13 protein-coding genes and 1 pseudogene are annotated in these 14955 nt (G+C 70.6%); 10 read left to right on the top strand and 4 right to left on the bottom strand.

What is annotated here, in order from left to right; genetic code table 11:
- Positions 1-3: 3 nt before the first annotated feature.
- Complete coding sequence (locus RMT89_RS33715; RefSeq protein ID WP_315887560.1) at positions 4-453, bottom strand: metallopeptidase family protein; 450 nt, start codon at positions 451-453, stop codon at positions 4-6.
- Positions 454-747: 294 nt separating this feature from the next.
- Between RMT89_RS33715 and RMT89_RS33710 the strand changes: the two genes are divergently transcribed.
- The 7 genes from RMT89_RS33710 to RMT89_RS33680 all read left to right on the top strand — a co-directional run bounded on the left by RMT89_RS33710 (position 748) and on the right by RMT89_RS33680 (position 8463).
- Positions 748-1173, top strand: coding sequence for a DUF3499 domain-containing protein (locus tag RMT89_RS33710; RefSeq protein WP_315887559.1), 426 nt, complete (start codon positions 748-750; stop codon positions 1171-1173).
- A gap of 169 nt (positions 1174-1342) precedes the next feature.
- Complete coding sequence (locus RMT89_RS33705) at positions 1343-2959, top strand: L-lactate permease (protein ID WP_315887558.1); 1617 nt, start codon at positions 1343-1345, stop codon at positions 2957-2959.
- 258 nt (positions 2960-3217) lie between these two features.
- Complete coding sequence (locus RMT89_RS33700; RefSeq protein WP_315887543.1) at positions 3218-4582, top strand: phosphomannomutase/phosphoglucomutase; 1365 nt, start codon at positions 3218-3220, stop codon at positions 4580-4582.
- 229 nt (positions 4583-4811) lie between these two features.
- Positions 4812-4982 carry a Trm112 family protein gene (locus RMT89_RS33695; RefSeq protein WP_020940431.1) on the top strand — a complete coding sequence of 57 codons (171 nt, stop codon included), beginning with the start codon at positions 4812-4814 and terminating at the stop codon, positions 4980-4982.
- Between the two features lie 28 nt (positions 4983-5010).
- Complete coding sequence (locus RMT89_RS33690; RefSeq protein ID WP_315887542.1) at positions 5011-6138, top strand: SIS domain-containing protein; 1128 nt, start codon at positions 5011-5013, stop codon at positions 6136-6138.
- Between the two features lie 66 nt (positions 6139-6204).
- Entirely contained in the window at positions 6205-7356 is a 1152-nt protein-coding gene (manA, locus tag RMT89_RS33685) for a mannose-6-phosphate isomerase, class I (protein ID WP_315887541.1), read from the top strand.
- Between the two features lie 126 nt (positions 7357-7482).
- Complete coding sequence (locus RMT89_RS33680; protein ID WP_315887540.1) at positions 7483-8463, top strand: cation transporter; 981 nt, start codon at positions 7483-7485, stop codon at positions 8461-8463.
- A 66-nt stretch (positions 8464-8529) separates the two neighbouring features.
- On the opposite strand, the gene lepB is transcribed toward RMT89_RS33680, so the two are convergent.
- Positions 8530-9207, bottom strand: coding sequence for a signal peptidase I (gene lepB / locus RMT89_RS33675; protein WP_315887539.1), 678 nt, complete (start codon positions 9205-9207; stop codon positions 8530-8532).
- Positions 9208-9313: 106 nt separating this feature from the next.
- Positions 9314-9870: pseudogene (locus RMT89_RS33670) on the bottom strand (PTS sugar transporter subunit IIA); the annotation flags it as partial.
- Between the two features lie 382 nt (positions 9871-10252).
- Here RMT89_RS33670 and ahcY point away from each other — a divergent pair.
- Positions 10253-11710, top strand: coding sequence for an adenosylhomocysteinase (gene ahcY / locus RMT89_RS33665; protein WP_315887538.1), 1458 nt, complete (start codon positions 10253-10255; stop codon positions 11708-11710).
- A 159-nt stretch (positions 11711-11869) separates the two neighbouring features.
- The gene (locus RMT89_RS33660; protein ID WP_315887537.1) at positions 11870-12484 is read left to right on the top strand and encodes a hypothetical protein; all 615 of its coding nucleotides are present in this window, start codon (positions 11870-11872) and stop codon (positions 12482-12484) included.
- Positions 12485-12511: 27 nt separating this feature from the next.
- Here the strand turns inward: RMT89_RS33660 and RMT89_RS33655 are convergent, their stop codons facing one another.
- Entirely contained in the window at positions 12512-13468 is a 957-nt protein-coding gene (locus RMT89_RS33655) for an RDD family protein (protein ID WP_315887536.1), read from the bottom strand.
- Positions 13469-13598: 130 nt separating this feature from the next.
- Here RMT89_RS33655 and RMT89_RS33650 point away from each other — a divergent pair, with 130 nt between their 5' ends.
- Positions 13599-14606 (top strand): stage II sporulation protein M, encoded by a 1008-nt coding sequence (locus RMT89_RS33650; protein ID WP_315887535.1) that lies wholly within the window; start codon positions 13599-13601, stop codon positions 14604-14606.
- Positions 14607-14955 lie beyond the last annotated feature (349 nt).

The raw sequence follows: 14955 nt of genomic DNA, 5'->3' as shown, positions 1-14955 counted from the left end.
GGTTCAGTCCTCGCCGTACCGGGGATCCACGGTCTCCGGGGTGAGCCCCAACAGCTCCGCCACCTGCTCGACGACGACCTCGTGCACCAGCGCCGCCCGCTCGTCCCGCCCCTTGGTGCGGATCTCCACGGGACGCCGGTAGACGACCACCCGCGCGGGGCGGCCCTCGCGCGCCGCGATCGACCCGCCCAGCGGCACGGCCTCGTCGTTCCAGGTCTGCCCGGCGCCGTTCAAGGGCGGCACTTCGAGGACCAGGAAGTCGATGTCGGCGAGCTGCGGCCACCGCCGCTCAAGGCGCTCCACGGAGTCCTGCACCAGGTCGGCGAACGCATCGGCGCGGCTGGCCGCCAGCGGCACCTGCGGCGGCGCGATCGGCCCACGCATGCCCCGGCCGTGGCGATCACGACGGCGGGGGCCGGGGCCGGCGACTCGGGGCGGTACGGGGTTGTCCATCACTGGTGAAGCGTAGTCCTCGCCGCGACCGCGTGCCCCGCCCCACACGGCGCGAGGCCCGCCGTCCACCCGCCCCGCACCCATGTCGCCGGATGACCATTCCGGCCAAGGTTGGGCTCGATTCCATATCTCTCCCAGACCGGCGATCTCAAGGCAATTGGCCTGGTTTATACCGAGTGTTGACCGGATCCGCTCCTGTCCGACCGGTCGAAAATCGGTGTTCCCGCAGGTCAGTGAGGTGCGTCAGAAGGGGTGTGTGGGGCGTTTCACAGCACGACACGGTGGAGTGACCTGCTGGAGAGTCGTCGCGGCCCGCTCAAGAGTGCGGTACCGTCCCACGTCGTGAGCCCTGTACGTCGCTGTTCGCGCACCGCTTGCGGCCGTCCCGCCGTCGCGACGCTGACGTACGTCTACGCCGACTCGACCGCGGTCCTCGGCCCGCTCGCGACCTACGCCGAACCCCACTGCTACGACCTGTGCGCCGAGCACTCCGAGCGCCTGACCGCCCCCCGCGGGTGGGAGGTCGTCCGGCTCCTCGACGCCTCCGCCCCGGCCCGCCCCAGCGGCGACGACCTGGAAGCGCTTGCCAACGCCGTGCGCGAGGCGGCCCGTCCGCAGGAGCGTGCCGCCGGGGCCGCGGGCGGCGGGGTCCGAGCGGCGGACCCGATGGAGGTCGCGCGCCGCGGCCACCTCAGGGTGCTGCGCTCCCCGGACAACTGACGCCAAGTCACCCTTTCGGACGGTTTTTGACCGCGTGTTCCCTTGGCTGACGCACGAATGACGCACGACCATTGACGTGACCTTGTCGCGGACACGACCATTCCGTTTCGGCCCGAAGTGAGAAATCGCTTTCCGCATGACGGAATCCGCGGCTCCCGGGGAGGCGCCCGTGTACGTCCAGGAACTGGAACCCGTCGCCGGCTCGCTCGGTCTGTCCGCGCTCGTGGCGGCCCTGCCCCTCGTGATCGTCCTCGTCCTGCTCGGCGGCGTCCGCATGAAAGCCCATCTGGCGGGCCTGACAGGCCTGCTGGCGGCCACGCTGGTCGCCCGGCTCGCCTACGGCATGCCGCTCGGCCAGACGCTCTCCAGTGCCGCCCAGGGGGCCGTGTTCGGGCTCTTCCCCATCCTGTGGATCGTCGTCAACGCCCTGTGGGTGTACCGGATGACGGTCCGCACCCGGCACTTCGACATCCTGCGCCGCTCGTTCGGGCGGCTGTCCGACGACCCCCGCATCCAGGCCCTGGTCGTCGCCTTCTGCTTCGGCGCGCTGCTGGAGGCGCTCGCTGGATTCGGGGCGCCCGTCGCGATCTGCTCGGTCATGCTCGTGGCGCTGGGCTTCGATCCGGTGCGCGCCGCCGTGGTCGCGCTGGTCGCCAATACCGCGCCGGTCGCCTTCGGCGCGATGGGCACGCCCGTGGTGACGCTGGCCCAGGTCACCGGTCTTCCGCTGGACGACGTCGCCTCCGTGGTGGGCCGTCAGACGCCGTTGCTCGCCCTGGTGGTGCCGCTCGTGCTGGTCTGGCTGGTCGACGGCCGGCGCGGGCTGCGCGAGACCTGGGTGCCCGCCCTGGTGTGCGGAATCGCCTTCGCTGCCGCCCAGTTCGCCGCCTCGAACTACGTCTCCGCCCAACTCGCCGACATCGGCGCCGCCTTGGCCGGAGCGGGCGCGCTGGTCGCCGTACCGCAGGCGCGCAGGCCCGCCGAAGAGCCCGTGCGCGCCGCCGTGCTGACCGGCGCGCGCGGCGAGGAGCTCGACGAGGCCGACCCGCGCGCGGAGGTCGTACGGGCGTACTCGCCGTACGCGCTCATCGTCGCGATCTTCTCCGTCGCCCAGATCCCCGCGGTCAAGGACTGGCTGGCCGAGGCGACACAGACGTACGACTGGCCCTTCCTGGACGTCGTCGACGCGGACGGGGAGGCGGTCGGCGGGAATGTGTTCACCTGGCCGATCGTGTCCGCGGGCGGCACGCTCGTGCTGCTCGCGGGTGTGTGTACGGCGGTTGTTCTCGGTGTGCACGCGCGCGTGGCGGTCAAGGAGTGGGCGGCGACCGTGTACGAACTGCGGTTCGCGATCCTGACCGTGACGAGTGTGCTGGCCCTCGCCTACGTCATGAACCTCTCCGGACAGGCGGCCACCATCGGGCACTTCGTGGCGGCGGCCGGGGCGGGACTCGCCTTCCTGTCGCCCGTCCTGGGCTGGTTCGGGGTCGCCGTGTCCGGGTCCGACACCTCGGCCAACGCGCTCTTCGGCGCCCTCCAGGTCACCGCGGCCCGCGAGTCGGGCCTGTCGCCCGAGCTGCTCGCGGCCGCGAACAGTTCCGGCGGTGTCCTCGGCAAGATGATCTCGCCGCAGAACCTCACCATCGCGTGCGCGGCCGTCGGCCTCGCCGGCCGGGAGGGCGATCTGCTGCGCAAGGTGCTGCCGTGGAGTATTGCCCTGTTGGTGGTGATGTGTCTGATTGTGGTCGGTCAGAGCTCGCCGGTCCTGGACTGGATGCTGCCCTGACGCGTAAATACGAACCGGCGCGGGCAAAAGTGCAGGTAGCTGACCTCGCCTCCTGCGCTGCCACCCCGCGACGCCGTGTTGATCAAGGGCTACGGGGCATCCGCCCTGCCCATTTACCCGCCCCACGGCGGGCGGCGAAGCCGCCCTGGGTCGCTGACCTGAGGTTACGGCTGGGGGTCCACTCAGGGTTCGCACAGCGCGGTGTCAGTCCGTACGGGTACTTTGTGCAGACCGATGGGACTTTCAGGAAGGGTGGCCGTGGCTGCTGATCTGTCACAGCTCGTGAAGGCGTACGACGTGCGCGGAGTCGTGCCCGACCAGTGGGACGAGGCGCTCGCCGAGCTGTTCGGGGCGGCCTTCGCCCGGGTGACCGGCGCGGACGCGATCGTCACCGGGCACGACATGCGCCCCTCGTCGCCCGGCCTGGCGGCGGCCTTCGCGCGCGGGGCGGCGGCGCAGGGCATCGACGTCACCGAGATCGGCCTGTGCTCCACGGACCAGCTGTACTACGCCTCCGGCGCGCTGGACCTCCCGGGCGCGATGTTCACGGCCTCGCACAACCCGGCCCAGTACAACGGCATCAAGATGTGCCGCGCGGGCGCGGCCCCCGTCGGCCAGGACACGGGCCTGACCGAGATCCGCGAACTGGTGGAGGGGTGGAGCGAGTCGGGCGCCCCGAAGCCCGCGGCGACGACGGGAACGATCACGCGCCGGGACACGTTGGAGGAGTACGCGGCCCACCTCCGCTCGCTGGTCGACCTGACCTCCATCCGCCCCCTGAAGGTCGTGGTCGACGCGGGCAACGGCATGGGCGGCCACACCGTGCCCACCGTCTTCGCGGGACTGCCGCTGGACCTCGTCCCGATGTACTTCGAGCTGGACGGCACCTTCCCCAACCACGAGGCGAACCCGCTCGACCCGGCGAACCTCGTCGACCTGCAGAAGCGCGTCCGCGAGGAGTCCGCCGACCTGGGCATCGCCTTCGACGGCGACGCCGACCGCTGCTTCGTCGTCGACGCGCAGGGCGATCCGGTCTCCCCGTCCGCCATCACGGCCCTGGTCGCCTCGCGCGAGCTGGCCCGCCACGGCGGCAAGGGCACGATCATCCACAACCTGATCACGTCCTGGTCGGTCCCCGAGGTGGTGAAGGAGAACGGCGGCACACCCGTCCGCACGCGCGTGGGCCACTCCTTCATCAAGGCCGAGATGGCGAAGTCCGGCGCGATCTTCGGCGGCGAGCACTCCGCGCACTACTACTTCGCCGATTTCTGGAACGCGGACACGGGCATGCTGGCCGCGCTCCACGTCCTGGCGGCGCTGGGCGGCCAGGACGGCCCGCTCTCGACGCTGGTCGCCCAGTACGACCGCTACGTGGGCTCGGGTGAGATCAACTCCACGGTCGCCGACCAGACCGACCGCCTCGCCGCGATCCGCGAGGCGTACGGCACCCGCGAGGACGTCACCCTGGACAGCCTCGACGGCCTCACCGTCACCGCCGCCGACTGGTGGTTCAACGTCCGCCCGTCCAACACGGAACCGCTGCTGAGGCTGAACGCGGAGGCGCGGGACGCGGAGACGATGGCGAAGGTGCGGGACGAGGTGCTGGGAATCATCAGAGGCTGAGCGGGGCTTCGCAACGCCGGTCAGGCACATTCAGCCCGTCCGGCGTCCGAGGACGAGGCCCTCAAGAGCCGAAGGGGGGTCTGGGGGCTCAGCCTCAGGGATGGGACGGGTAAGGGCGGCGGGGGCGATCCAACACAACGGCAACCCCCTCCACCCCCCAAGCAACCCACCCCGGCGGTAACCTGACCAGGCACATCCGCGAAACCCACCCGCCCCCGAAGGGACCCCCATGCCGCTCGAAGCCGGTCTCCTGGAGATCCTCGCCTGCCCGGCCTGCCACGCCCCCCTCAAGGAGCAGGACGCAGAGCTGATCTGCACAGGCCAGGACTGCGGCCTGGCGTACCCCGTCCGCGACGGCATTCCGGTCCTCCTCGTCGACGAGGCCCGCCGCCCCGCGTAACCCACCCGGCGATCGGAGGCTCCCGACCGTGCTCGACGAATCGCTGCTCGACACCCCCGAGGCCCTCTCGGAGGCCGACCGCCGCGGCCTGCTCCGCGGCGCCGCCGAGGCCGGCGCCCGCGTCCGCACGGCCGCCCGGCACGCCACAGAGGCCGGCGTGACGGACCTCAAACCGGACGGCCGTCCCCGCGCCGTCCTCATCGCGGGCCCCGGCGCCGCCGCCATCTGCGTCGCCGACCTCCTCGGCACGCTCGCCGGCCCCGGCAGCCCCGTCACCCGACTGGCCCCCGCGGGCGTGGCCCCCGCCGCCGGCGCCCTGCGCTGGGAGCTGCCCGGCTGGGCCGGCTCCGTGGACCTGCTCCTGATCGCCACCCCGGACGGCACGGAACCGGGCCTGTCCCTGCTGGCGGAACAGGCCTATCGCCGCGGCTGCACAGTCGTGGCCGTGGCCCCGCCCCACACCCCGCTCGCCGAGGCCCTCGACGCCTCCCACGGCCTGTTCGTGCCGATGGCGACCGCCCCGTACGAAGAGGACACCCCCTTCGCCGCCTCCGCCCCCGGCGTGCTGTGGGCCCTGCTCACCCCCCTGCTCGCGCTCCTGGACCGCATCGGCCTGCTGGCCGCCCCGGCCGACGCCCTGGAGAAGGTCGCCGACCGCCTCGACCACATCGCCGAGCGCTGCGGGCCCGCCATCGCGACGTACAGCAACCCCGCCAAGACCCTGGCCGCGGAACTCGCCGACACCCTCCCGGTGATCTGGACCGAGGGCACCTCGGCCGGCCCGGCAGGCCGGCGCTTCGCCGCCGCCCTCGCCGAACTCGCAGGCCGCCCGGCCCTCGTCTCCGAGCTCCCCGAGGCGCTCGCCGCACACAGCGCCCTGCTCGCGGGGCCGCTGGCCGCCAGCGCCGACCCCGAGGACTTCTTCCGCGACCGCGTGGAGGAGCAGCCCGCACTGCACGCGCGCGTGGTGCTGCTCCGGGACCGTCCCATCGGCGGCCTCAGCGCCGCACCCGGCGCCCGTGAGCTGGCCCTCAGCCACGACACGCCGATCAGCGAGCTGGAACCGGAGGCCGGCGGCGAACTGGAGACCCTTTCGGAGTTGATCGCCATCACGGATTTCGCCGCCGTTTACCTGGCGCTCGCTTCGGGCGCCTGATCTGGCCCAGGACGCCCTGACCGTCGTACGCGGAGCGAAACCCGCGTCGTACGCAGAGAGAACCGCATGGACCGCCTCGACAACACCATCCGCCCCTACGCCTGGGGTTCCACCACCGCGATCCCGCAGTTGCTCGGGGTCGAACCGACCGGCGAACCGCAGGCGGAGATGTGGATGGGCGCCCACCCGGGCGCTCCCTCGCGCACCGGCCGGGGCACGCTGGTCGACGTCATCGACGCGGACCCGGAGCAGGAACTCGGGCACGCGTGCGTGGCCAAGTTCGGTCCGCGGCTGCCCTTCCTGCTGAAGATCCTCGCGGCCGGCGCCCCGCTCTCCCTCCAGGTCCACCCCGACCTGGAGCAGGCGAGAGAGGGGTACGCCGACGAGGAGCGCCGGGGCATCCCCGTCGACGCCGGTCACCGCAACTACAAGGACGCCAACCACAAGCCCGAACTGATCTGCGCGCTCACCGAGTTCGACGGACTGTGCGGCTTCCGCGACCCGGTCCGGGCCGCCGATCTGCTCGACGGCCTCGGCGTGGACTCCCTCAAGCCGTACGTCGATCTGCTGCACGCCCATCCCGAGGACGCGGCCCTGCGCGAGGTGCTCACCGCGATCCTCACCGCCGACCCGGACGAGATGACCCGCACGGTCACCGACGCCGCGGCCGCCTGCGCCCGCCTGGGCGGCGCGTACACGCCGTACGCCGAACTCGCCCACCACTACCCGGGCGACCCCGGCGTCATCGCCGCCATGCTGCTCAACCACGTCCGACTGCAGCCCGGCGAGGCCCTGTTCCTCGGCGCCGGCATCCCGCACGCCTACCTCAGCGGCCTCGGCGTCGAGATCATGGCCAACTCCGACAACGTCCTGCGCTGCGGGCTGACCCCCAAGCACGTCGACGTCCCCGAACTCCTGCGCATCGTCCGCTTCGAGGCCGCCGACCCCGGCGTGCTGCGCCCGGAGGCGTCCCCGGACGGCGAGGAGGTCTACGAGACCCCGATCGACGAGTTCCGGCTCTCCCGGTACGTCCTTCCCGAAGACACCGCCGTCCACGACCTCACCCGCGCCACCGCCCAGATCCTGCTGTGCACGGCGGGTTCCGTCCGGGCGGGCGAACACGAGCTGAGCCCCGGTCAGTCGGTCTTCGTCCCCGCGGGCCAGACGGCCGAGGTGACCGGTACGGGTACGGTCTTCCGTGCCACTGTGATCGTATGACCGGCGCTGTGGACACCTGATGCGCCGCACCCGGGCGAGGCTGCAACAATGGCCCACCGGCAAAGGACGGGCAAAGCCACAAGGGGCGGCCGCCCGGGACGGCGTACGAAGGGACAACGCGAACACATGAGCGCGTCAGGCGGCACCAAGGCGATCGTGGCGGCACTCGCCGCCAACCTCGCGATCGCGGTATCGAAGTTCGTGGCGTTCCTCTTCAGCGGTTCGTCGTCGATGCTCGCCGAGTCGGTGCACTCGCTGGCCGACTCCGGCAACCAGGCCCTGCTGCTCGTCGGCGGCAAGAAGGCCCAGCGCGAGGCGACCCCGCAACACCCCTTCGGCTACGGCCGCGAGCGGTACATCTACGCCTTCCTCGTCTCGATCATCCTGTTCTCGATCGGCGGCATGTTCGCCCTCTACAAGGGCTACGAGAAGATCAAGAACCCGCACGAGATCGAGCAGTGGTACTGGCCGGTCGGCGTCCTTGTCTTCGCGATCATCGCCGAGACCTTCTCCTTCCGGACGGCCATCAAGGAGTCCAATGCCGTGCGGGGCAGGAAGTCCTGGAAGGAGTTCGTCCGCTATGCCAAGGCGCCCGAGCTGCCCGTCATCCTGCTGGAGGACCTCGGCGCGCTGGTCGGCCTGATCCTCGCTCTGTGCGGCGTCACGCTGGCCCTCGCCACCGGCGACGGCGTCTGGGACGGCATCGCCACCGTCTGCATCGGCATCCTGCTCGTCCTCATCGCGGTCGTCCTGGCCGTCGAGACCAAGTCGCTGCTGCTCGGCGAGGCCGCGGGCGTCGAGGAAGCCCACAAGATCGAGGCCGCGATCGTCGACGGCGACACCGTCACCGGCATCATCCACATGCGCACGCTGCACCTCGGCCCCGAGGAACTGCTCGTCGCCGCCAAGATCGCCGTCCAGCACGACGACACGGCCACCGAGATCGCCGCCGCGATCGACGCCGCCGAGACCCGTATCCGCGCGGCCGTCCCGATCGCCCGGGTCATCTACCTGGAGCCGGACATCTACAGCGAGGCCGAAGCGGCCCGCGGCGCCGACCGCGAGGCGACGCCCGGAGGCCCGGCCCCGGAGAGCGCAGGACACTGACGACCTGTCATGACACAGGGGTCCGCCGAATCACTCGGCGGACCCCTGTGTCGTACGACATGGGCCTCACAAATGCTCCGGCCACAACTCCGTGTGCATCGCCGGCCGCCGCCGTATGACCCGCGCCCCGATCGCGAGAGCGAGCCCGAGCAGCGCCAGAATCAGCCCGAGCAGCGCGGCGGCCCCGAGCAGCAGCGGCCCGGCAAAGCTGTCTATCACCCGGCCCCGGACGGCATCCACCGGAACCGTTCCCCCGTGATCCTCGGCGAAGAGCCGGGAGTCGCGTGAGTTCTGCCGATGGTCACCGAGCAGGAAGAGCCGCCCCTCGGGCACCGTCACGTCGTACGGCCGATGCAACCCGTCCGCGATGCCGTCCTTCACGTACGGCTCGCGCAGCGGCCTGCCGTTGACCTTGATCGCCTCCTGCGGGGTGTCCTGGCCGTCGCAGCACACCACCTGGTCGCCGCCCACACCGATGACGCGCTGCATGACGTCCACCCCGGGCCCGTAGCGCTCCGGCGCCGAGTACAGCACCACATCGCCCGGCTTCACCTCGCCCCCGTCCACGCGCTCGGCGACGATCCGGTCGCCCATGCCGTACGTCGGCGTCATGCTCTCGCTGTTCACCCTGGACAGCACATATCCGGTTCGCAGCCACACCAGAGACCCGACCACCAGCGTCAGCCCCAACAGCCCCACCACCCACGCCGTCACTGTGAGTCTGCGCGCCGTGCTCGCATCCATCGCCACTCCCTCCCCACGCGGCACTCCCGCGGCGGCAGAGCGTAGCGACTGCCTTTGAACGCGCTGTGCGGGCCCGTGGTCCGCCCGCCACGGGCCCGCTCGACAGCTACCCGATCTCGCTCAGCACTCTGAGCACCGCCTCCTTGTCCGCGGCCGCCGTCAACCGCTCCCGGAAACCCGCGTCCATCAACTTCCGCGACAACAGCGCCAGATCCGCAGGTGTTCATCGCCCGCGGCCGCTTCCGGTACGGCGATCATGAACACCAACTTGGCCTTCGTACCGTCCAGCGAGCCCCACTCGACGCCCTCGGCCGACCGCGCGAATCCGACGACCGGCGCGGACACCGCGTCCGTCTTGGCATGCGGAATCGCGATCTCCTCGCCGAGCCCGGTCGTCCCCTGCGCCTCCCGTCTGAGCGCGGTCGCCACCGGCTCGTCCACGTCCCCGACCCTGCCGGTCCGCGCCAGCAGCTCGGCCATCTCGCGGATGGCGGCGTCCTTGTCGTCCGCGTCCAGCCGGACCTTGACGGTGTCCTCGGTGAGGTGACCGGAGAGGGCTTCGGCGGGCGCCTCGGCCGTATGTATGACTGGCCCCGCACCGGCACCCGCCACCTCCGCACCGGCGCTCACCAGCACCGGCTCGGGCACGGGCTGCGCACCGACGACCCTGCTCAAAGGTGCGAACGTCCTGGAACATCCAGGTCTGTCATCCCCTGTCCCGCCGTTCGTGGGTGTCCTGTTATCGCTCCCGCGAGCGCCCGTACGTCCCGACCACCGGGCCGTCACCGGAACCCCCGGTGGCGCGATCCGTACGGAGGCGGACTGGGGTGGCCGGGTCGACCGGTGTAGCTTGGGACGGAGCCAGACGTCGCTGCTGATGGCGGTCGGGCGGTCCCGACACGGACCGACCGAGGGAGAGAGGGCCTCCGACGGACTGCGCTGCGCGCACGCGGGCATGCCTGTGTCCTCTTCGGGCACCCCTGTGTCCGCCGCCGCGCAGACCAGCCCTACCCACCTCGACCCACACCCCGAGGAGCAGCTCGCAATGACGACTGTCGAGAACCGACAGGACTTCAAGGTCGCCGACCTCTCCCTGGCCGAGTTCGGCCGCAAGGAGATCACCCTCGCCGAGCACGAGATGCCCGGCCTGATGGCGATCCGCAAGGAGTACGCCGAGGCCCAGCCCCTCGCCGGCGCCCGTGTCACCGGCTCCCTGCACATGACCGTGCAGACCGCCGTCCTCATCGAGACCCTGGTCGCCCTGGGCGCCGAGGTCCGCTGGGCCTCCTGCAACATCTTCTCCACCCAGGACCACGCGGCCGCCGCCATCGCCGTCGGCCCGAACGGCACGCCCGAGAACCCGCAGGGCGTCCCGGTCTTCGCCTGGAAGGGCGAGACCCTGGAGGAGTACTGGTGGTGCACGGAGCAGGCGCTGACCTGGCCGAACAGCCCCACCGGCGGCCCGAACATGATCCTCGACGACGGCGGCGACGCCACCCTCCTCGTCCACAAGGGCGTCGAGTACGAGAAGGACGGCAAGGTCCCCTCCGTCGACACCGCCGAGTCCGACGAGCACCGCGTCATCCTTGAGCTCCTGCACCGCACCATCACGGACGGCTCGCAGAAGTGGACCCAGCTCGCCTCGGAGATCCGCGGCGTCACCGAGGAGACCACGACCGGCGTCCACCGTCTGTACGAGATGCAGCGCGACGGCCACCTCCTGTTCCCGGCGATCAACGTCAACGACGCCGTCACCAAGTCGAAGTTCGACAACAAGTACGGCTGCCGCCACTCCCTGATCGACGGCATCAACCGCGCCACCGACGTCCTGATCGGCGGCAAGACCGCGGTCGTGTGCGGCTACGGCGACGTGGGCAAGGGTTGCGCGGAGTCCCTGCGCGGCCAGGGTGCCCGCGTGATCGTCACCGAGATCGACCCGATCTGCGCGCTCCAGGCGGCGATGGACGGCTACCAGGTCACGACCCTCGACGAGGTCATCGACAAGGCCGACATCTTCATCACCACGACCGGCAACAAGGACATCATCATGGCCGGCGACATGGCCAAGATGAAGCACCAGGCGATCGTCGGCAACATCGGTCACTTCGACAACGAGATCGACATGGCCGGCCTCGCCAAGATCCCCGGGATCGTCAAGGACGAGGTCAAGCCGCAGGTCCACACCTGGAAGTTCCCCGACGGCAAGGTGATCATCGTCCTCTCCGAGGGCCGCCTGCTGAACCTGGGCAACGCCACCGGCCACCCGTCCTTCGTGATGTCCAACTCCTTCGCGGACCAGACCCTGGCCCAGATCGAGCTGTTCACCAAGCAGTCGGAGTACCCGATCGGCGTCTACACGCTGCCAAAGCACCTCGACGAGAAGGTCGCGCGCCTCCACCTGGACGCGCTCGGCGTGAAGCTGACGACGCTCCGCCCCGAGCAGGCCGCGTACATCGGCGTCGAGGTCGAGGGTCCCTACAAGCCGGACCACTACCGCTACTGATCCGGATTCCGTACTGATCCGATTCCGTGGTGAGCGTGCCCGTGCACTGACGCTCTCACCAGCAGCAGGTCCTCAGGGCAGGCCCCCGCACCCCCGTGTCGGGGGCCTGCCCGTCTGGCCGTCAGCGGTCGGAGCAGCCCGTCAAGACCCAGGACCCCCATGCCCCGCGGCCGTTATTCGCTCCACGATCCGCACGATCACACCCCCCTCGCAGAAGAGCACTTCCACTGCGCGCCCGGTCCCTCCGGCTGGCGCTACGTTTCCCAGCTGACCACCCCCACGGGCAATCACAGCGGCTCCGTCGACTTCACCCTCGACGAACTCGGCCGCCCCATCCGCCTGGAACTCCATGCCGGGGGCTGGCAGGTGCGCGGCGCCGCCCTCGACGGAGTCACCTGGGTCCGTACGGACCCCACCGGGGCTCACGCCACGGAAGGCAATGTGCGCGCCCAGGCCTTCACCGGCACGTCCCCCGCGTTCCTGATCGCCGTCACCCGTCTCCTGAACCTCACCCCTTCCGGATCCGCCACCCGCGTACGCCTCGTCGCATTCACGGACCCAGTGCTCGCCCCGCGCACCGTCGACCAGTCCTGGGCCCTGCTGAAAAGAGAAGCACACGCCACTGACAACGGCCCTCTGACCGTGGACGAATACCAGGTCACAGCCCTGGACACGGGCGAGCAGCACGCCGTGCACATCGCCGGGGACGTGGTTCTGGCGGCGCCCGGGATCGAGCTGGAAGACCTGGAATCGCCGCCGTCGGCATTCGCCTGAGCGACCTCCGGAGAGATCAGGCCGAGATCACGCAGGCGGAACGAACCCGGTGCCGGACCGTCCGGCGGAAGGCTCCTCGTGCGGCACCGGCGGAGTCGGGGGTGTGGCGCTCGGGGGCGTGGGGCTCGAGGCCGGCGGCGCTTCGAAGGTGGGCTGGACGGCTGGTGGTCTGTAAGCGTTCGATGCCGGCGCAGGCTGGGGCCAGCCACCGGTCGGCGCCCTGTCCGCCGTGGGTCCGCTGGCAAAGGCCCGCCGGGCCTCCCGGGCCTGCCGCTCCTGCACCACGGCCGCCAGATACGCCGCCGGCGGCACACCCTGCGGCGCCGGCGAACCCGTACGAGCCGCGAGATCGGCCGCGAGCCGCTCCGCCATCGCCCACCCGACCTGCGGATCCAACTGCTGCATCCGCGTCAGGTACTGCCGGATGGCAAGCCACAGACCATCGGGAACCGCGGAGAGATCCAGCCCCGAGAACCGCCCGGCGAGCCACGGCGGAGGAGGCGGTACAAAGCCGCTCCGGGCCTGCGGCACCCGCTCCCGTACGACGAGAGTCCCCGCGAACACATCCCCGAGCCGCCGCCCCCGCGCCGAAACCAGCGACGCGACACAGGCGACGACCCCGAAGGTCAGCAGAATCTCGATGACACCGATCGCGCCCCGCACCAGCGCATGCCGGAACCGGATCGGCCCGCCGTCGTCCCGGACCACCCGCAGCCCGCACGCCAGCTTCCCGAGCGAACGGCCGTGGCTGAGTGTCTCGACAGCGATCGGCGCGCCCACCAGCACCAGAATGAACGAGGCGATCGACACCGCGAACTGCGCCGCCTCGTCCAGGGAAGCGGTGGCCGCGAACAGACCGATCGACACGGCGATGTAGACGGCGACGGCCACGACCAGATCGAGCAGCACGGCGAGCGCCCTGCTGGGCAGCTTCGCAGGGCGCAGCTCCAGCGCCACCGCCTCGCCCGTCACCAGCTCACTCACGTCCGCCGCCCTTCCCCTGACCTGCCCATGGAACGGCCAGTCTGCCAAGCTGAGGGCGCAACGCGTGCCAGTACGACAAGCTGACATCTACGACGAGCCGCCGACGAACAGCCGAGGAGCAGGCACACCGATGGACCTCGACGTCTTCGTCACCGCGCACCGGGCCGAGTGGGACCGCCTGGACGCCCTGCTCCAACGCCAGCGCCGCTTGACCGGCGCGGAAGCGGACGAACTCGTCGCCCTCTACCAACGCACCGCCACCCATCTCTCTCTGATCCAGTCCAGCGCCCCGGACCCGCAACTCACCGGGCGGCTCAGCCAACTGGTGGCACGCGCGCGTAGCGCCGTGACAGGCACACGACGCTCCTCCTGGCGCGACGCGACCCGCTTCCTCACCCATGGCTTCCCGGCGGCGGTCTACAAGTCGCGCCACTGGTGGATACCCACAGCGCTCCTGTCGACTCTGGTCGCCGCCCTCCTGGGCTGGTGGATCGGCGCCACCCCCGAAGTACAGGCCTCCATCGCGGCCCCCAGCGAACTGCGCGAGCTCACCCGCCCCGGCGGCCAGTACGAGACGTACTACTCCAGCCACCCCGCGGCCTCGTTCGCAGCCCAGGTCTGGACGAACAACGCCCAGGCCGCCGCGCTCTGCCTTGTCCTGGGCGTCTTCTTCGGGCTCCCGGTCCTCTGGATCCTCTTCCAGAACATGCTCAACCTCGGTGTCGGCTTCGGCCTGATGTCCTCCGCGGGCCGCCTCGACACGTTCCTCGGCCTGATCCTGCCCCACGGCCTGCTCGAACTGACGGCGGTCTTCGTCGCCGCCGGCACCGGCCTGCGCCTCGGCTGGACCGTCATCGACCCCGGCCCACGCACGCGACGCACCGCGCTCGCCGAGGAAGGCCGGGCCGCCGTGGGCATGGCGATAGGCCTGGCCCTGGTCCTCTTCGTCTCCGGCGCCATCGAAGGCTTCGTCACCCCGTCCGGCCTGCCCACTTGGGCCCGCATCACCATCGGAGTCATCGCCGAGCTGGCCTTCCTCGCATACGTCTATGTCGTCGGCGGCCGTGCCGCGCGGGCCGGCGAGAGGGGTGACGTCGAGGAAGCCGAGCGCGGCGCCACTCTTCCGATGGCCGCCTGATGTGCGGACACACCTGATGAGCTGCTAGTCTCCCCTTCGCCCCGAGAGAGCCGTTGACACGGATCGATCGGGGAGGTAGATTCGAACAGTTGCCTGGACTGGACCTGATCCGGTCGGTGACAGTGAGTGTCTAGCTGCTTCTTGAAGTATCGATCATGTCGATTACTGAGAAGCCCCTCCCGATGAATCGGAAAAGAGTGGCCGGTCTGACCGGCTCATAACTTCTGATAAAGTCGGAGTCGCCGGAAAGGGAAACGCGAAAGCGAGAACCCGGAAAGCGCCGAGGAAATCGGATCGGAAAGATCTGATAGAGTCGGAAACGCAAGACCGAAGGGAAGCCCGGAGGAAA

The sequence above is a fragment of the Streptomyces sp. P17 genome, assembly GCF_032436805.1.
GTDB lineage: Bacteria > Actinomycetota > Actinomycetes > Streptomycetales > Streptomycetaceae > Streptomyces.
This window is presented reverse-complemented; position numbering and strand designations above follow the sequence as displayed.

Coding starts and splice junctions, on each gene's coding strand:
- ahcY (WP_315887538.1), top strand. CDS start 10,253: ATGACGACTGTCGAGAACCGACAGGACTTCAAGGTCGCCGACCTCTCC.
- RMT89_RS33660 (WP_315887537.1), top strand. CDS start 11,870: ATGCCCCGCGGCCGTTATTCGCTCCACGATCCGCACGATCACACCCCC.
- RMT89_RS33695 (WP_020940431.1), top strand. CDS start 4,812: ATGCCGCTCGAAGCCGGTCTCCTGGAGATCCTCGCCTGCCCGGCCTGC.
- lepB (WP_315887539.1), bottom strand. CDS start 9,207: ATGGATGCGAGCACGGCGCGCAGACTCACAGTGACGGCGTGGGTGGTG.
- RMT89_RS33715 (WP_315887560.1), bottom strand. CDS start 453: ATGGACAACCCCGTACCGCCCCGAGTCGCCGGCCCCGGCCCCCGCCGT.
- RMT89_RS33680 (WP_315887540.1), top strand. CDS start 7,483: ATGAGCGCGTCAGGCGGCACCAAGGCGATCGTGGCGGCACTCGCCGCC.
- manA (WP_315887541.1), top strand. CDS start 6,205: ATGGACCGCCTCGACAACACCATCCGCCCCTACGCCTGGGGTTCCACC.
- RMT89_RS33650 (WP_315887535.1), top strand. CDS start 13,599: ATGGACCTCGACGTCTTCGTCACCGCGCACCGGGCCGAGTGGGACCGC.